The organism is Streptococcus sp. Marseille-P7375 (genome assembly GCF_902460365.1).
GTDB lineage: Bacteria > Bacillota > Bacilli > Lactobacillales > Streptococcaceae > Streptococcus > Streptococcus cristatus_I.
On the sequence record NZ_CABPTR010000002.1, the window covers coordinates 47,204 to 65,674 of the forward strand.

Annotated in this window: 18 protein-coding genes; 2 read left to right on the forward strand and 16 right to left on the reverse strand. The window is 43.8% G+C overall.

Annotated features, from left to right (window positions below; genetic code table 11):
- Positions 1-72: 72 nt before the first annotated feature.
- The 11 genes from tkt to tmk form a co-directional block, all read right to left on the reverse strand.
- A complete protein-coding gene (gene tkt, locus FZ954_RS05585; RefSeq protein ID WP_148877673.1) occupies positions 73-2,049 on the reverse strand; it encodes a transketolase in 1,977 nt (658 codons plus the stop codon).
- A gap of 198 nt (positions 2,050-2,247) precedes the next feature.
- Positions 2,248-2,490 (reverse strand): hypothetical protein, encoded by a 243-nt coding sequence (locus FZ954_RS05590; RefSeq protein WP_005592291.1) that lies wholly within the window; start codon positions 2,488-2,490, stop codon positions 2,248-2,250.
- A 164-nt stretch (positions 2,491-2,654) separates the two neighbouring features.
- Positions 2,655-3,590 (reverse strand): peptide-methionine (R)-S-oxide reductase MsrB, encoded by a 936-nt coding sequence (gene msrB, locus FZ954_RS05595; RefSeq protein WP_148877674.1) that lies wholly within the window; start codon positions 3,588-3,590, stop codon positions 2,655-2,657.
- Positions 3,591-3,757: 167 nt separating this feature from the next.
- The gene (locus tag FZ954_RS05600; protein WP_148877675.1) at positions 3,758-4,111 is read right to left on the reverse strand and encodes an arsenate reductase family protein; all 354 of its coding nucleotides are present in this window, start codon (positions 4,109-4,111) and stop codon (positions 3,758-3,760) included.
- 99 nt (positions 4,112-4,210) lie between these two features.
- Positions 4,211-4,513 carry a YciI family protein gene (locus FZ954_RS05605; protein ID WP_148877676.1) on the reverse strand — a complete coding sequence of 101 codons (303 nt, stop codon included), beginning with the start codon at positions 4,511-4,513 and terminating at the stop codon, positions 4,211-4,213.
- Between the two features lie 71 nt (positions 4,514-4,584).
- On the reverse strand, positions 4,585-5,760 hold the full coding sequence (locus tag FZ954_RS05610) for a 3-phosphoglycerate dehydrogenase family protein (RefSeq protein ID WP_148877677.1): 1,176 nt from the start codon (positions 5,758-5,760) through the stop codon (positions 4,585-4,587).
- Positions 5,761-5,772: 12 nt separating this feature from the next.
- Positions 5,773-6,864: a 3-phosphoserine/phosphohydroxythreonine transaminase gene (gene serC, locus FZ954_RS05615; protein WP_148877678.1), complete on the reverse strand. Its 1,092-nt coding sequence runs from the start codon at positions 6,862-6,864 to the stop codon at positions 5,773-5,775.
- A 139-nt stretch (positions 6,865-7,003) separates the two neighbouring features.
- A complete protein-coding gene (gene rsmI, locus FZ954_RS05620) occupies positions 7,004-7,870 on the reverse strand; it encodes a 16S rRNA (cytidine(1402)-2'-O)-methyltransferase (protein WP_148877679.1) in 867 nt (288 codons plus the stop codon).
- Positions 7,871-7,872: 2 nt separating this feature from the next.
- The gene (yabA, locus tag FZ954_RS05625) at positions 7,873-8,190 is read right to left on the reverse strand and encodes a DNA replication initiation control protein YabA (RefSeq protein WP_005591852.1); all 318 of its coding nucleotides are present in this window, start codon (positions 8,188-8,190) and stop codon (positions 7,873-7,875) included.
- 9 nt (positions 8,191-8,199) lie between these two features.
- On the reverse strand, positions 8,200-9,102 hold the full coding sequence (locus tag FZ954_RS05630; protein ID WP_148877680.1) for a DNA polymerase III subunit delta': 903 nt from the start codon (positions 9,100-9,102) through the stop codon (positions 8,200-8,202).
- Positions 9,099-9,737 carry a dTMP kinase gene (gene tmk, locus FZ954_RS05635; protein WP_148877681.1) on the reverse strand — a complete coding sequence of 213 codons (639 nt, stop codon included), beginning with the start codon at positions 9,735-9,737 and terminating at the stop codon, positions 9,099-9,101. Before tmk ends, FZ954_RS05630 begins: the two co-directional genes overlap by 4 nt.
- 180 nt (positions 9,738-9,917) lie before the next feature.
- On the opposite strand from tmk, the gene FZ954_RS05640 reads away from it, so the two are divergent.
- Positions 9,918-10,805 carry a YitT family protein gene (locus tag FZ954_RS05640; RefSeq protein WP_148877682.1) on the forward strand — a complete coding sequence of 296 codons (888 nt, stop codon included), beginning with the start codon at positions 9,918-9,920 and terminating at the stop codon, positions 10,803-10,805.
- 52 nt (positions 10,806-10,857) lie between these two features.
- On the opposite strand, the gene FZ954_RS05645 is transcribed toward FZ954_RS05640, so the two are convergent.
- From FZ954_RS05645 to glmU, 4 genes are all read right to left on the reverse strand, one after another.
- Entirely contained in the window at positions 10,858-11,550 is a 693-nt protein-coding gene (locus FZ954_RS05645; RefSeq protein WP_148877683.1) for a 5'-methylthioadenosine/adenosylhomocysteine nucleosidase, read from the reverse strand.
- A gap of 83 nt (positions 11,551-11,633) precedes the next feature.
- Positions 11,634-11,945 carry a cell wall synthase accessory phosphoprotein MacP gene (macP, locus tag FZ954_RS05650; RefSeq protein WP_045500835.1) on the reverse strand — a complete coding sequence of 104 codons (312 nt, stop codon included), beginning with the start codon at positions 11,943-11,945 and terminating at the stop codon, positions 11,634-11,636.
- Positions 11,946-11,957: 12 nt separating this feature from the next.
- Positions 11,958-12,509: an NUDIX hydrolase gene (locus FZ954_RS05655; protein ID WP_148877684.1), complete on the reverse strand. Its 552-nt coding sequence runs from the start codon at positions 12,507-12,509 to the stop codon at positions 11,958-11,960.
- An 8-nt stretch (positions 12,510-12,517) separates the two neighbouring features.
- Positions 12,518-13,897: a bifunctional UDP-N-acetylglucosamine diphosphorylase/glucosamine-1-phosphate N-acetyltransferase GlmU gene (glmU, locus tag FZ954_RS05660; RefSeq protein ID WP_148877685.1), complete on the reverse strand. Its 1,380-nt coding sequence runs from the start codon at positions 13,895-13,897 to the stop codon at positions 12,518-12,520.
- 529 nt (positions 13,898-14,426) lie between these two features.
- Here glmU and FZ954_RS05665 point away from each other — a divergent pair.
- Complete coding sequence (locus FZ954_RS05665; protein WP_148877686.1) at positions 14,427-14,720, forward strand: bacteriocin immunity protein; 294 nt, start codon at positions 14,427-14,429, stop codon at positions 14,718-14,720.
- A 289-nt stretch (positions 14,721-15,009) separates the two neighbouring features.
- Here the strand turns inward: FZ954_RS05665 and FZ954_RS05670 are convergent, their stop codons facing one another.
- A complete protein-coding gene (locus FZ954_RS05670) occupies positions 15,010-18,462 on the reverse strand; it encodes a GBS Bsp-like repeat-containing protein (protein WP_148877687.1) in 3,453 nt (1,150 codons plus the stop codon).
- Between the last annotated feature and the right edge of the window lie 9 nt (positions 18,463-18,471).

Here is an 18,471-nt window from a genome sequence, read left to right on the forward strand (position 1 = left end):
GGCCCGTTTGACAAGGCAGGAAAATGATTTCCAAAAAAATCAGGATGCCTTGCATCCCGATTTTATGTCTTTTTATTTAAGATTTTTAACAACCTCTGCTACGTGCTCAACTGTAAAGCCGTATTCTTCCAGAACCTTACCTGCTGGAGCAGAGGCACCGAACTGATCAATTCCGATAACTGCGCCGTCCAGACCGACATACTTGTACCAAGGCTGGCTAGCTGCCATTTCGATCGCTACACGGCGACGAACTGCATTTGGCAGAATTTCTTCTTTGTAGGCTGCATCTTGAGCATCAAAAAGCTCTGTTGATGGCACGCTGACCACGCGAATTTTAGCGCCTTCTGCTGCCAGTGCTTTAGCAGCTGCAACAGCCAAATTAACCTCAGAACCAGAAGCCAACAAGATAGTATCGAAATCTGCTCCTGTTTCGTAGACTACATAAGCACCTTTAGCGACCTTGTCAAAGTCTGTGCCTTCTTCGACTGTCAGATTTTGACGGGTCAAGACCAGAGCAGTCGGAGTAGATTGGCTCTTAAGGGCTAAATACCAAGCTGCCTGGGTTTCACGTGCATCTGCTGGGCGAAGGACAGTCAAGTTTGGAATCGCACGCAGACCAGCCAAGTGCTCAATCGGCTCATGAGTTGGGCCATCTTCACCAACTGCAATTGAGTCGTGAGTGAAGACATAAGTCACTGGCAAGCCTTGAAGGGCAGACAAACGGACAGCTGCCTTGACATAGTCTGAGAAGACGAAGAAGGTACCGCCGTAAACGCGAAGACCACCATGAAGCGCCATACCATTGAGAATAGTTCCCATGGCAAACTCGCGCACACCAAATTGGATGTTGCGGTTGAGACGGTGAGCGTCATCCTGCAGGCCGTCTTCCTTGATGTAGGTCATATTAGAATGAGCCAAGTCAGCAGAACCGCCGAGGAAAGTTGGAAGCACCTTAGCTGCTGCATTGAGGGCATCCTGACTAGAATTACGGGTCGCTTGAGAGAAGCCATTTTCAAGTACTGGGAAATCTTCTGGCTTGATCTCTACTGGATCCTGACCAGCGATGATAGCCGCTACTTCTGACGCCAATTCTGGATGAGCTTGCTTGTAGTCCTCTACCAATTGTTTCCAAGCATCATATGCTGCTGTACCACGCTCTGCTACATTTGTACGGTAGTCAGCATAGACTTCCTCAGGAATCTCAAATGGCGCATAGTCCCAGCCCAAGGCTTGACGAGTCGCTGCTGCTTCTTCTGCTCCAAGAGGCGCACCGTGAACTGCATTCGTACCTTGCTTGTTTGGTGAACCATAACCAATAATCGTCTTAACTTCAATCAAAGATGGCTTGCCAGAAGCTTTCGCTTCATTGATAGCTGCATCAATCGCTGCTAGGTCTGTGCCGTCTTCTACCAAGGCAGTATGCCAGCCGTAGGCTTCATAGCGGGCACGAACATTTTCTGTAAAGGAATCCTTGGTTTCCCCGTCCAAGTTGATATCATTTGAATCATAGAGAACAACCAGCTTGTCCAGCTTTTGCAGGCCGGCGTAAGAAGCAGCCTCTGCAGAAACACCCTCCATCAAATCACCGTCACCACAGATGACGTAAGTGTAATGGTCGAAAATCGGATAGCCTTCACGGTTGTACTTAGCAGCCAAGAAACGCTCTGCTTGAGCAAATCCAGCCGCTGTAGAAATCCCTTGTCCCAATGGTCCAGTCGTCGCATCAACTCCAGCTGTATGACCAAACTCTGGGTGACCTGGTGTCTTAGAGCCCCATTGGCGGAAGTTTTTGATTTCCTCCATGCTGACATCTTTAAAGCCAGACAGGTGGAGCAAGGCATAAAGCAACATAGAGCCGTGTCCTGCAGATAGAACGAAGCGATCGCGGTTAATCCAATTTGGCTCTTCTGGATTGATACGCAGCTGTTTGGTAAATAGATCGTAAGCCATCGGCGCAGCGCCCATAACGACGCCGGGGTGACCTGACTTAGACTTTTCAATCGCGTCAATTCCTAAAAAGCGAATGGCATTAACAGATAATTGTGACATTGAGTTCTCCTTATAAAAAATTTAGCGGGCTGCTACAACCAGCAGACATTCCTACGCTCATTTTTCTTATTTCCATTATATGAAATTTTTGCCTTTCCTGCAATAATGGAAAGGCTATTCTTTCCTTCAGTAAAAGAATCCCACAAGCAAGCACTCATAGAATTCCAATTATATATATTTCCCTGTAAAATCGGCTACTTATTGAATAGTAATACCGTATTTTTCATGATTTTCTTCGTACCAATTAATCAGAGCAATAGCCGTTTGATAAGTAATATTCTTAATCTTGCTGCTACCTTTGACCAGTGTCAAGATGCTCATTTTGCTGATATTGGCATCTGTCGCCACACGATAGCTGGTCAAAACTCCATCGATTAGTAATTGAATAACAGCTTCTACCTTTTTATAATCAGACATTGTAGTAATATCCAATTTCTCCATTTTGCATTCCTTCCATAACATTTATCTTTTCCTAACCATTATACACTTTTCTATAGTATTTACATATATAAATGCTTGGAGCGTTAGAAAAGAGGAAATTGGTTGATTATTTCTGTCTAGTTTAGCTAGATTTTGAAAAGGTTGACAAGCGACAAAAATGAGTATTAGTCCATATAGGGTAGCAGGTAGCCGTAGCCTTCCTCTTCCATTTGCTCTCTGGGAATAAATCGCAGAGATGCTGAGTTGATGCAATAGCGCAAGCCACCTAATTCCTGCGGACCATCGGTAAAGACGTGACCTAGATGGGCATTCCCCGAGCGACTCCGTACTTCAATTCGCTCCATGCCATGACTCAAATCTTGATAATATTTGATAACTTCGCGAGCGATAGGACGAGCAAAACTAGGCCAGCCACAACCAGATTCAAACTTGTCAGCCGCAAAAAAGAGTGGTTCGCCAGTTGTCACATCAACATAAATCCCTGCCTCAAAAGTCGCGTTGTAAGCATTATGGAAAGGGCGCTCCGTTGCGCTCTGCTGGGTCACCTGATACTGCTCCTCACTTAGCACTGCTTTGAGTTGCTGCTGGCTAGGTTTAGGATAATGACCCGCATCTACCAAGGGCTGCTCAGCATCCTTGACATTGATATGGCAATAACCCGTCGGATTTTTCTTGAGATAGTCCTGATGATAATCCTCGGCCAAGATATAATGGCGCAAGGTCTCTAGCTCTACAGCCAACTTTTGTCCTAATTGCTCCTCCTGCTCAGCAAAAACCTGCTCGATAGTGGCGCGATCTTCCTCACGGACATAGTAAACACCTGTCCGATACTGACGGCCAATATCATTACCCTGTTTGTTGATGGATAAGGGGTCAATGACTCGGAAATAGTAGAGCAAAATTTCCCGCAGGCTGATGTTTTCTTCGTCATAAATCAAGTGCACCGTCTCCGCATGGTCGGTCTGGTGAATGAGCTGGTAGTTGGTGGACTCTACTTGTCCATTGGCATAGCCTACTGTCGTCTCCTCAACCCCTTCAATCCGAGAAAAATATTCCTCCAAGCCCCAGAAACAACCGCCCGCTAGATAAATTTCTGCCATAAACATCCCTCCAATCTTTTCCTCTATTTTCTCATAAAAAGAGGAACTTTTATAGGATTTTGATTGGGACTTTCTTAGAAATCATATCAAATACTGCGCCTCTATGGATTAGCCAAATTCAATTGTTTCAGAAAAATATAAAAAGACAGGAAATTTCCCATCTTTGACTAAAGATTTAGTTCTTTGTATTCTGTTCGGTAGCCGACTTGCACAATCCGATCATCTTGGACTAGCAGTGGTCGCTTAATCAGCATGCCGTCGGTCGCCAAAAGTGCGGCTGCCTCCTCAGCAGAAAACTGAGGGACCTTATCCTTGAGCTCCAATTCTCGGTACTTGATACCACTGGTATTAAAGAAAGACTTGATTTCCAAATCAGAATGAGTCATCCATTGCAAAAGTTGCTCTTGACTAGGCGTTTCTTTGACAATATCCACCGCTTCAAACTCCACTCCTAATTGATCGAGCTCAGCCTTGGCCTTACGGCAGGTAGAGCATTTTGGGTATTCGATAAATTGTAACATACTTACCTCAATTCTTATTTATCTCTAGCCTTTGTGGTCTAAAATTCCAAAATAGCTTGAAATTTCTATGCTTACTGTTAAAGAAAGCAAATGCTTCCTCTACAAGACATCACCCTCATCCAATATTTTCTTGAAGTGCTGCGAATACTTTGTCGGATAAAACTCGGTGAAAGTATATGCTGCAATCTCTTGAATATAAAAAGGATCTTCTGAAATAATCTTTTGAACAGTTTCTTTACTATCAGTATTCACTAAAATAATCCCACCAATCCGAGGATTCTTCCGTCCTGATACGATAAAATGGCCAGATGCATAATATTTATCTAAAAAAGAAATATGCTCTGGTAAATATTTTTCAACTTCTACTAGGTCTTTTTTATAAGTTAAATCAATAATAAACATAATAACTCCTATGATATTTTACTTATGATATTTAGCATATAAATCACTTTTATGTAAGCCGTATTTTTTTGTTATTTCTTAATTAAACGCACGCGCACAATATTATCGCTATTCTCAAATTTATCAACCAGCTCCTGAATCTTGCTTTCATCTGACTCATCCAGATCCAGCAAAGTATAGGCATAATCACCCTTGGAACGATTGATGATATTGTCAATATTGATATTCAAATCACTGACCGCTGTTGAAATCCGAGCCACAATATTCGGTACATTTTTGTTAATCAAGGTAATGCGATAAGGCGCTGAGAGTGCCTGACGGACATTAGGGAAATTCACTGAGTTGATAATCTCCCCCGTTTCCATGAAGCGTCGGATGGTTTTCCCAGCCATAATGGCACAGTTGAGCTCAGCTTCCTCTGTCGAGCCACCCAGATGCGGAAAGACAGTAATCTGCGGATGACGGAGCAGCTCTTCTACACCAAAGTCTGTGATATAGCGCTTGACTACACCAGCTTCTATGGCTTCAAAAAGAGCAGCATTGTCCACCAACTCGCCACGGGCAAAGTTGATGAGAGTCGTCCCCTTTTGCATGAGACCAAAAGCAGCCTGATCAAAAGTAGCGCGTGTATCATCAGTCAGGGGCACATGGATAGTGATATAGTCGCTCTTTTCAAAGATTTCCTTAATGTCTGCTACCCGCTTGACATGACTAGAGATATTCCAAGCTGTTTCAATGGATACATAAGGATCATAACCCAGGACGTTCATCCCCAGACGATAGGCATCGTTGGCAATACGGCCACCGATTGCTCCTAACCCAATGACTCCCAAAGTCTTCTCTGCAATCTCTGTCCCAGCAAACTGTTTCTTACCAGCTTCCACTTGCTTGGGAACATCTTCTCCAGAAAGGCCGTTTGCCCAACTGTTAGCTGCGATATAGTCACGGGCAGACAGAAGAATGGAAGCCAAGACTGCTTCTTTCACCGCATTGGCATTAGCTCCTGGCGTGTTGAAAACCACGATTCCCTGCGCTGTTGCCTGGTCAACAGGAATATTATTGGTTCCTGCGCCTGCTCTCGCAATGGCTTTGAGCTTGCTTGGAAATTCCTGCCCATGCAGGTTTTGACTGCGCAGGATATAAGCATCCGGATTGTCAGACTTATCTCCGTCAATCTGAAAAGCATTGCCCAGCTCCTTGAGCCCGATTTGATTGATGTTGTTAAAGGTTTTGACACTAAAGACCATAGCTTTCCTCTCTTAAGAATTTTCTTCTTCAAATTTCTGCATAAAGGCAATCAAGTCCTTGACACCTTGGAGCGGAAAGGCATTGTAGAGACTAGCTCTCATGCCACCTACGCTGCGGTGCCCCTTGATATTCTTAAATCCTGCTTCAGCAGCCTCTTTGTTAAACTTGGCATCCAACTCAGGGCTAGGAGACACAAAGGGAATATTGGCTACTGAGTGCTGCTCCTTATAACGGACTGGACTGCTGTAAAAGTCAGACTGCTCAATGAAGTCGTACAAAAGGACAGATTTTTCACGATTGCGCTTTTCCATTTCTGCTACACCACCCAGCTCCTTGACCCACTCAAAGACCAGCTTGGCCATATAGATGGCGAAAGTAGGTGGTGTATTGTAAAGAGAGCCATTGTCCGCCTGAATGCGGTAGTCCAGCATACTAGACAGAACAGGCTCATCATTGAGCAAATCCTCACGAATGATGACTACTGTCACGCCGGCTGGTCCGATATTCTTCTGAGCTCCAGCATAAATCAAACCAAAATCCTCTACTCGGTACTGAGCAGCAAGGATATTAGAAGACATGTCCGCCACAATGGGCACGCCATTAGTCGCAGGCAGGTCATAAATAGCCGTTCCCTCGATAGTATTATTGGTTGTTAGATGCACATAAGCCGCCTGCGGATCAATCTCTTTTTCATCGAAAGAAGGAATTTCCGTGTAATTTAAATCCTCTGATGAAGCCAAGAGAATGGGCTCAAAAGGAACTGTCTTAGCCAACTTGACTGCTTCTGTGTAGGCTTTCTTGCCCCAAGAACCAGCTACTAGGTAGTAGGCCTTGCCTCCCTTAGCGAGATTGAGCGGAATCATGCTAAACTGGGTAGAAGCCCCACCCTGCAGGAAGAGTACGCGGTAATTGTTCGGAATATCCATGAGCTCACGCAGCAAGTTCTCAGCTTCTTTTATAATATCGTCAAATTCCTTGGATCGGTGGGACAGCTCCATCACACTCATGCCACTTTGGGCATAGTCTAGAAACTCAGCCTGAGCTTTTTTCAAGACTTCCTTGGGCAATACTGCCGGTCCAGCAGAAAAATTGTAAATCGTCATATCCTACCTCCAAAAATGTATTTTGTCTATCATATCACAATGTTCAGAAAATTTCTATAATTCTTTCAAAGATATTTTTCTTTTGGGGAAATTCCCGAACAAAAGGAGGTTTTTGAACAAAAAAACTAGTCGAATAGGACTAGTTTCTGTCTTCTTCATGATAAAGGGCATAGAGCTGACTCTTATTGCGCCCATATTTTTTAGCTACTTCCTTGATAGCCTGATTTTTCTTACTACCGGATTGGACCAAGCTGTCAATTTCAGCCAATAGTTCCTCATCCGCTTTGTCTTCCTTCTCCAAGCTTGCACCAGCCACAATCAGGAGGCACTCGCCCTTGAGGGCATTCTCTGCCAGATAGTCTATCAACTCAGAAATCCTTCCTCTTTGGTATTCTTCGTAGATTTTGGTGAGCTCGCGAACCAAGACCACCGATCGGTCGCCATAGACTTCCAGCATATTTTCCAGCGTAGCCTTGACCCTATGAGGAGATTCGTAAAAGATCTGTGTCTCTGGATAGGATTTTTTACTCTCAAAAAATTCCTTCTGCTGGCCTGACTTGCGAGGCAAGAAACCATAAAAAATATGAGGCTGAGGCGCTAAACCACTGGCAATCAGAGCGGAAATCCCGGCGCTGGGCCCCGGAACTGTCACCACAGCAATGTCCTCAGCAATAGCCGCCTTGACCAAATCATGTCCCGGATCCGAAATGCTAGGCAAGCCTGCATCGGATACCTGAGCCAGATTTTGCCCTGACTTGAGCAAGTCCAGCAATACCGGTATCTTTTCCTGAGCATTGTGTTCATGAAAGCTGATCTGCCGCGTCTCAATTCCAAAGTGTTTGAGTAGAAGGCCTGTATTTCTGGTATCTTCGGCCGCAATGACATCCACTTCCTTGAGGGTATTGACCATGCGAATGCTCATGTCGTCCATATTTCCAATGGGAGTCGCCACCAAATACAGCTTGCCGTATGGCGACTGTCCCTTAAAACTCTTTTGAATCTGCATCTCTACTCCCTGAATAACAACTCGTCGCAGAACATGCACTCCGCATCGTTTTCTCGGCGTTGACCATAAAAATCCGTACACACATGAAAACCATCGTAGTACAATTTGCGGAGGTTGTCCCGATTTTTATTGATTTTAACCGGTGCTGCTTGCTCTACCTCACCTAGTCGCTCTCTCAGCTTGTCATTTTCTAGCTGGAGGACGATATTTTCCTCCACGACACTCTTGAGATTTTTCTTGATTGCCTCTACCTCGGCAAGGGTCACTAAAAGCGTCTGAGAAAAATCATCCAAGGCATCAAATAGTTCTTTTTTATTCATTATCTGCTCCTATCTTGCTTGGGCACTGGCTTTTAAAATCATGTATTCCAGAGCATTTTGAAAAGACACATTGGCTCGCCACATCTTCTTTGCTTCTAAGAGATCTTCCAGTTTCTTGCGACCTGCCTCGCTTCCAAGTTCCTTGGCCAGCAAGACCTCCAAGATTTTAAAGGCCTGCTCCTGTTTATCCTTGTCCTCAGCCAGTTTAGCTAGCTTGGCCACTTGAAGATAAGCCTGATTCTCATTGGTCAAGGCAGCTTTAACAAATCGCTGACTCTCACTGACTAGCTCAAAGAAAGACTTGTTGAACACCAGCTGATCGGCCTCTTCCTGGGTCTGGCTATACGCAGCTAGTAACTCAGCCTGACTTTTAATTAAGCCAGCCTCTTCCAGCTGGTGCTGGAGAGCGGCCTGATTCTTCCGAAAGTGAAAAATCTGCGTTCGACTCTTGATTGTAGGCAAAATCAGATGCTCATCGGCTGTCAAAAGAAAGATGTAAATCTCACTCTGGGGCTCTTCGATGACCTTGAGGAGGGAATTAGCGGCATTGACATGCATCTTATCTGCATCACAGATGATAAAGACCTGTCTGTTGCCCTCCATACCGCTCTGGGAGAAATTTCTCACTAACTCACGAATGCGCTCCGTTTTGATAATACCATTCACTGGCCGGACAACCGTCACATCTGAGAAATCCTCACTCTCAATCAAGCGACAAGCCCGGCAAATACCGCAGGGCCAAACTCCCTGACGATTCTCACAAAAGAGACTCTGGGACAAAGTCAAAGCCATGGTAAAACTAGAAAAATTCCCCGAAAATAAATAAGCATGATTGAGCCGCCCTGCTTCTAAGATTTGCCGAAAAGTTTCTGTAAGATTAGGCTGGGCCTGACGTAATTCTTCTACTGTCATTTTTCTTTGATAAAACGCTCTTTGATAACTGCCAAACTGTCGGCCACGACTTGCTCCAGCGGCTGACTAGCATCTATCTTGACGACACGTTCTGGTTCCTTTTCTAAAATAGTCAGATAGCCTTGGCGCACGCGCTCGTGCAAGTCGAGACCTTCCAGATCCAAACGATTGACTTCGCGCTCCTTATTTCGAGCAATGCGAGCCAGACCTTCCTTGACATCAATATCGAAATAGAGGGTCAAATCTGGCTTGAGTCCATCAGTCGCAAACTGATTGAGCCATTCCACATCGTCAACCGCCAAGCCCCGTCCGTAGCCTTGGTAGGCCACCGAGCTATCAATAAACCGATCTTGCAAGACCCATGTCCCTTGCTCCAAAGCAGGCAGAACCTTCTCCGCCAGATGCTGACGTCGGCTGGCAATATAAAGCAGCAGCTCGGTCTTAGCATCCATGGCTGTGTGCCCCTTATCCAAAATCACCTCGCGGATTTTTTCAGAAATAGCGACACCGCCAGGCTCTCTCGTCGTCAGTAACTTATAGCCCATCTCTTTCAGCTGAGGAAGCAAAGCCTCTAATACACTGGTCTTCCCAGCACCTTCTGGCCCTTCTAGCGATATAAAAATACCTTTTTTCATCGTTTTCCTTTTACATTCATTCTGCCAATGGATACAGAAATTCCTATTTTAGTCTATGCTTTATTGTACCAAAAATTATCCCAAAAGCCCATAGAAGAATTTCTCGAAAACTATTTCATATTATTTTCAAAAATGAAAACTTTTGATAAAATAGAGTCAGAAAATTCTTAGGAGAGTCTGATGTTTAAATTTAAAAATATACTGGCCATCATTCTGGGGGCTGGAATTTTTTCTTTTGGGATTCATTATTTGGTGATTCCTTTTCACTTGTATGAAGGCGGAGCAACGGGGATCACCTTGATTGTCTACTACCTCTTCAAGATTCCTGTATCAACCACCAATTTGGTCATCAATATTCCACTCTTTATTCTCGCTTGGAAATTACTGGGAAATCGCACCCTTTACCTTAGTATTTTAGGGACTTTCTCTGTATCAGCTTGGCTTAAACTATTCGAATTGCTACCTTCTTCCAAACATTTACAAGACTATTTCTTTTCTTCCTTAGATGGCGACGTCTTACTAGCCTGCCTTGGAACGGGAATTATTCTTGGAGTTGGTCTAGGAATCATTTTCAATGCTGGAGGGACGACTGGTGGGACCGATATTGTAGCTCGTATCTTCAATAAATATACCAGCATCTCCATGGGCCGCCTCATGCTGACAGTGGACTTTATCGTGATCTCTCTGGTTCTTTTAGTCTTCAAAGATCTACGCATGGTTTCTTATACACTCATGTTTGTCTTTATCACCTCTCGTGTTATTGACTTGATTGCTGAGGGTGGCTTCGCGGGCAAAGGCTTCCTGATTGTCACCAGTAAACCAATAGAACTAGCTGAAGCCATCAATGAAAAACTTGGAAGAGGCGTTACCTATCTGCAAGGACAGGGCTTCTATAGCAAGCAAGATTTGCAAATCGTTTATTGCGTTGTCTCTCGTAACGAAATGCAGCAAATGAAGAAACTCATCAATGACATCGATCCATTTGCCTTTACAACTATTACAGAAGCCCATGAAATCTTAGGAGAAGGCTTTACCTTAGATTCTAATAAACAGCCTATCATCAAATAGAGTTATCATACACAAAAAGACTTCAGAATGATTGTTCATTCTGAAGTCTTTTTTAGTCTAAGTTATTCAATAATTGAATCAGGGTTTCAGCTGAGCGCTTACCTGCTTCTAGGATAAATTCATCAAAAGTGATATTGGCATCATGGCTGGCTGTATCGCTCATTGCGCGGATGACCATAAAAGGCAAGCCAAGAGAATGCGCGGCTTGAGCAATGGCTGCTCCCTCCATCTCTACTGCCAAAACATCAGGAAAATGCTCCTTAATTTGGTCAATCTTATCCTGTCCAGCGATAAAACTATCTCCCGTCGCAATCAAGCCAACTCGGCTCGTCTGCTGGGCCTTTTCCAGCACTGCTTTCATCTCCTCAACCAAGTAGCGACTGGCTTCATAGTAGAGGGGTTGCCGTGCCATTTGACCGTAGTCATAGCCGAAAGCTGTCACATCCACATCATGGTAGACCAAACGATCTGCCACTACTACATCTCCGATTTCCAAGCTCGAAGCCACTGCTCCAGCGGAACCCGTATTGATGACCGCCGTCACCTCAAAATCATTGGCTAAAACAGCCACACTCATGGCTGACATGACTTTGCCGATTCCACTTTCCACCAAGACAACCTCATGATGGCCAATCCGACCAGTATAATAAACATTCCCTAGGCGCTGGTGTTTCTCAGCCATCTCCAGATGCTCTACCAGCAGCTTCAATTCCTCAGGCATAGCCGCGATAATTCCGATTTTCATGATTCATTCTTTCCTTTTTTACATTAAAAAGAGGGAGAGGAAGCAGAGTTTCATTTTCTCGTTTCCGTCACTCCCCTTCTTTATCATAGCCAAATAATAGCCGCAATTAATCCAATCAAAAGAAGCACAATCCAGAACAGGATTTTGTTTAACTTAGCCTGAAAAATACTTCGTTTTTGATTTTCGATTCGACGACTTTTGATAACTGTCGGTTCAACTTCAATCTGTAGAGTATCCTGATTGACAGCTTGCCGTGGAGCAGCATAACCGAAAGTTCCTTTTCTAGCAATAGAAATGACCTTAGTTTCTTCATCGTCCATCAGCAAGGGACCATCAATATGTTCTCCACGATTGGCCCGCTCAATGATTTCATCTGTTAATAAAGCTTTTCCCATTGATCTACGTTCCTATTTATTCAGATTTTTTTGTTGCCAGTACTGAAGGGCCATGATGGTCTTGGCATCGCAGATATCACCGCTTTTCAGCAACTGATGTGCCTCCTCCAGACTGACTTCAAAAAGTTCTAATGTTTCATCCTCGTCTTGAGGACGAGGGTTTTCGACCTTTGTTAAATGGCTGGCGCTGTAGAGCTTGATTTTTTCATTGCAAAAACCGATGGCAGAGTAAAAATCATAAACCAGCTCCAACTGGCCAGTGTAGCCCGTCTCTTCTTCTAATTCTCGGAGGGCAGCCGCTTGCGGATCTGCATTCTCTCCTAGCTCCAACTTCCCAGCTGGAATCTCGTATGAAGTCGTTTCAATCGCCTTACGGTACTGCTTGACTAAAATCATCTTATTTTCCGGAGTGATAGCAATCACAGCCACCGCGCCATTATGAAAAATCAAATCCCGTTGGGCTTGTCCTTTGCCTTCTGGTAGCTCTACCTGGTCCTGAACCACTTTAAAAATCGGTCCCTGATAAATCTCTGTCCGTTGGACGGTTTTTTCTTCAAATTCCATGGCTGAACCTACTTATTTTGAGGGTGATGAGGAAGACGCTTAGCATAATCTTCCTTGTTAATCTGACGGCCACGTCCCAGAGCAATAGCATCTGCTGGCACGTCCTTCGTGATGGTAGAACCCGCACCGACCAGTGAGTTGTCACCCAGCTCAACTGGAGCAATAATGGTCGAGTTAGAACCAACAAAGACATTGTTACCAATGATAGTCTTGTACTTCTTCTGGCCATCATAATTGACCGTAATCGTTCCCGCACCAAAGTTGACATTAGCACCGACTTCAGAGTTACCAATGTAGGTCAAATGACCAGCCTTTGTATTTTCTCCAATTGACGATCCTTTAACTTCTACAAAGTTTCCGACATGGACATCCTTGGCCAGACTAGAACCTGGACGAATGTGAGCGTAAGGCCCGACCGTCACTCCATCTGCCACACTAGACTCTTCAATCATAGAGTTGGTAATGACAGTCCGTTCTCCAATGACAGAGTCCACGATGTAGGTACCATTGGTCAGAATCGTCTCTGCCCCAATCTTGGTTTGACCTTTCAGAATCACATTGGCTTCGATTTGGACTTCAGGTGCGATTTCTACATCAATATCGATATAGGTCGCATCTGGATTGACAAAGCTGACACCGTTAATCATGTGCTGCTGGTTAATCCGACGGCGCATAACGCTTTCAGCTGTCGCCAAAGCCACGCGGTCGTTGACACCGAGACTTTCGTCAAAGTCTTTCAGCGTATAAGCACCGACTTTTTCCCCATTTTCACGGAAAATTCCAATCACATCTGTGATATAGTATTCTCCCTGCGCATTGTTGGTATTGATATTTTTGAGGGCCTCAAAGAGACGGGCATTGTCAAAGACATAGGTTCCTGTATTGATTTCCTTGATTTGCTGCTCAAAGTCAGAAGCATCTTTTTGCTCAACGATTTTGATGACTTCTCCGTGCTGATTGCGCACGATCCGGCCATAACCAAAAGGATTGTCCGCTTCTGCTGTCAGGATTGTCGCAACATTCTTGTGATTGATATGAAAATCAATCAGGTTTTTCAGGCTTTCTCCCGTAATCAGAGGAGTGTCGCCAGCAATAACTAATGTTTGACCAGTTAGATTTTCCAAAACAGACTCAGCCATCATGACCGCATGGCCCGTTCCCAGCTGCTCGGTCTGACGGACAAACTCTGTCTGACCTGCCAAGACTTGCTCGACCAGCTCCGCCTTGTGCCCGATAACAGTAACAGTCTTCTCAGGGTCAATCGCACTGACACTACGGAAAACGTGCTCTAGCATGGAAATTCCTGCCACCTTGTGCAAGACCTTTGGTAAATCTGACTTCATGCGAGTACCCTTACCCGCAGCCAAAATAACGGCATAATTTGTCATAAATGAACTCTTTTCTCTAAGATATTATCCTTATTATACCACTAAACGAGAATTTTTTAAAATGCAAATTGCAGAAGCAGGAAATCGCACTTAGATAAAAAGGTGAAAGCCATTGACCGAAGCACTGTCCTCAATCCGCAATCCACTCCATCCAGATCAATTTTTTAACGTCTTTTTGCAGGTCTAAAAATGATTTTTCCTTCGTTTATACCAGCTTTTGATAGCAGCGAATGGCTGGTAGATTATGTTCCTTAAACACTATAGGTCTATTACTTCTATTGTCAAAATTTTGATGGCGATTATACATTTAAAATTGATATGCAAAGAGATATTTGCTATAATGACATAAAATCAAATGTTTACCCCTGCCTTATGAAGAGCAGAAAACTCTATAAAGCTACTAGGACAATACTATGATTAGGTGATCCACTTTGGGATGATGCAATCCAAGGATTGTGAGCTCCACTTCCTAGTTTTCTTGTTTTTACCCGGCCAATTATATATTTAAAGTTGTGAGGAGATTGTGGTTATGATATTTACTAAAAATCACAAGAAGAGAGATGAATACTACCAACAGATTGACAGGATCTATAATAACGATAGTATCATCATTAGCTCAAAGTTACGGGAAGAGCTCTTAAGTAGTGCCAAAGGGCTACAGAAAGGGGACCAAATTAGTTATTTAGCATTTAAGTTGTATCCTTTTGTATGTGACGAGGTGCTGAAGAATAAGTCCGATGAATTGATCGCATTCAAAAAATACCTTGAAAAAACAAGATGGAAATATTATTGGGGAAGTGTGGCTTGGAATGGCATTCGTTAGGACATAAGTTACAACTGACGCTTTTGACAGCATTCAAAATGAATATGCAAAACTCTCCCAATATGATAAGACGATAAAAACTCATAGAATCTCCAAGTGAAGCTGATTGTCTAGTGACTGACAGTTTACACGAGTTGAGGCTCTGTGATTTTTTTCTTGCATGATATTTACAATCTAGCCATAAAAAAGAGGCTGGGACTCTTTTGTCCCAACCTCCTGAATGTAGATACTGTTAGCATACGAACATGTGCTAGAGCCCCATATAAAGTATTTTGTGACCAGCTACAATCTAAGCTCTCACAGAGATAAATGGTGAGCCTTCTGTATTATCTTCAGGCGCTCCGCTCTTTGAACCAAAGATATAATCCACTGAGTACCAACCGTTATTATTAGCATTATAAGGATCATAGACCTGGGTTTGGCCATTTTGATAGCCTCTTAAGACTATCTCATGGGTAACAGGATAGCTAGCAAAGACGCTATTACCAACAGCCGCCATGACATGATGACCTGCTGCCAAAGCTTCTTTAAGCGCTGCTGATGAATGCAAGACATCTGTGGTCAGTCCCCAGTTCTGTGCCCCTTGGACAATCCCCTTACTTGACGTTCCAAATAGACCATTTTTGTTAAAGGAGTCCGTATGATGATAAAGGAAGTCCGCTACGGTTGTTGGTAAAACCGTTTGACCTGTAATACCAGAAATAGTCATTGCTAATGTGGTAGGAACACAGCCAGTAGCTGCTAAATTATATTTTCCATAATATAAACCAGCCCATCTAGGATCACGTTGTGAATAATATGGCGTATCATAAACTCCTCTGCTGACTGTTGTAGTCGTTCCACCAACGCCTACCAAACTACCATCATTTTGAACATAATAGAGGTGAATATTGTATTCCCCAGTAGAATATTTATGGCTAGAGGTGCGTACTAAAGCCTTATAACTACCATCGGCTTGCTTTTGAGCCCGATACCAAACAATGTCATCCTGACCATTGACACTTGACCAAGTTGGCAATTTGACTTCCTGGACTCCTTTTGGACTATAAACATTGGTTACTACAACTTCGAATGTGCCTAATCGAGGATTATTATTTTTAATGGTGATTTGACCCGTTGGCTTAATGTGCTCTGAAGCTACATTCGCTGTTGTCTTCGTGCCTCCGACCCCGACCATACGGCCATCATTCTGAACATAGTAGAGGTGGATATTGTATTCGCCTGTAGAATACTTGTGGTCACGTAGATTGACCTGTGCCTTGTAAGTACCATTGGTTTGCTTGACTGCTGTGTACCAAATAATGTCGTCCTGACCATTAGCACTTGACCAAGTTGGCAATTTGACTTCCTTGACACCATAAGCATTCTCGACTTCAGAAACCACCACTTCAAAGGTGCCTGTCTGTTGATTATTATTCTGGATAGTCAGCTTACCTTTCGGGGTTCCTAGAGATACGGTCGTCTTGGTTCCTCCAACTCCGACCAACTGGCCATTATTCCCTACATAATAGAGGTGGACATTGTACTCACCTGTAGAATATTTATGGTCGCTCGCCTTAATATTCATCTTGTAGCTACCATCAGCCTGCTTGGCAGCTCGATACCAGATAATATCATCTTGACCATTAGTGCTAGACCAAGTTGGCAGAAGCACTTCACGAACTCCCTCTGGACTGCTCACTCCGCTCACGACAACATCAAAACTACCTGTTGTTGAATTATTATTGGCAATCGTGAGAGTTCCTTTTGGTTTAGCGACAGAAACAGTAGTTGTTGTGCCACTAACCCCAATCATCTGGCCATTATCTTGAAGGTAGTAGAGGTGGATATGATACTCACCTGTGGACATCTTATGGTTGCGGGCTTGAATGCTAGCCCTGTATGTGCCATCGGACTGCTTGGTGGCTGTATACCAAACAATATCATCTTGGCCTTTATCACTAGACCAAATCGGCAGATGCACGCTCTTGACACCAAAAGGACTGACAACATCAGACACAACAACATCGAAGCTGCCCGTATCCGGATTATTGTTTTCAATTTTCAAGCTTCCTTTAGGCTTAGCTGCTAAACTGAACTGAGTGCCTGCTACACCAACTAGTTGGCCGTCATCTTGGATATAGTAAAGGTGAACAGTGTAGTCTCCCAAAGAATATTTGTGATCGCGAGCCTGAATGCGAGCTCGATAAGTACCATCAGACTGTTTGATTGCTGTATGCCAGACTAGATCATCTTGACCTTTATCGTTAGACCAAGTCGGCAGCTTGACTTCCTTAACACCAAAAGGATTGGAAACGTTAGAGACAACGACATCAAAGCTACCTGTAGCTGGATCGTTGTTTTCAATTCTCAAAGTTCCTTTAGGTTGAGATAAGCTAACTGTTGTTCGAGTGCCACCTACACCAACCAGCTGACCGTCATCTTGAATATAGTAGAGATGGACATTGTATTCGCCTGTTGATTTCTTATGATTTACTGCTTTGACGGTTGCCCGATAGGTACCATCCGCCTGCTTGACTGCTGTGTACCAGATCAGGTCATCTTGACCTTTATCACTGGACCAGGTCGGTAACTTGACTTCCTTGACGCCATAAGGACTGGAAACACCAGAAACAACAACATCGAAACTACCTGTATCTGGATTATTGTTTTCAATTTTCAGCGTTCCTTTAGGCTGAGCCTTAGAAACTCTAGTCGTTGTACCACCTACACCGACCAACTGGCCATTATCCTGAACATAATAGAGGTGGATATTGTACTCACCTAGAGAGTTCTTGTGGTGGGAAGCTTTGACTGTGACAGTGTAGTTGCCATTGGTCTGGCGCTGCGCCTCATACCAGACTAGATCATCTTGACCATTGACACTAGACCAAACAGGAACAACAACCTTTTTCACACCATAAGGATTAGAAACTCCTGAGACAACAACATCGAAACTGCCTGTGTCTGGATTATTATTGACAATATCAATTTTTCCTTGTGGTTTGCCAATGGTAACAGTTGTTTTTGTACCGCCTACACCGACCAACTGATTATCTTCCAAGAGATAATAGAGATGAACATTATACTCACCTGTAGAATACTTGTGGTCACGAGCTGTAACGCTAATTTTATAGGTGCCATCCACTTGTCGTTTAGCATCGTACCAGATAATATCATCCTGACCATTCACGCTAGACCAAGTTGGTAGGGCGACTTTTTTAATAGGCTTAGGGGATGAGATATTGGTTACATGCACATCGAAAGTACCAGCATTTGGATCCACATTTGTAATATTGATAGTGCCTTGAGGCTTGTCATCAACTGCCCGAGAAACTCTCGCTTTTGGCTCAGATTCTGCCCTTGTTTCTACTTCTTGTGGCTTATCAGAAGCAGCTGTCACAGATCTAAATGAAGCCCTCCCTGAAGAAATGTTTTCAGAAGGGACTGGTGCCAAATCGTTCTTAGGCTGTTCAAGCGACGAGTTACTATCCTTTTCAGAGAAACTTGAAGCGACTTTTTCATCTTTACCTAAAGATGCTTCATATGTACTACTATCTTTCTTTGTCTCAGAATCTACTTCTGAAGGCTTGCTAGCTGGTTCAGACTGTTTAGAAGCATCTCGATTAGTCACAGCAACTGAAGGCTCCGTTTGCTGCCTATCATTTGCTGCTTGATTTGTTTCGTCAGCAAAAACGCTATTAGCACTGGCTGCTAATAAAATAGCTGTACTAGCTAGATAAACTAATCCTTTTGTTTTCATACGCTTTCT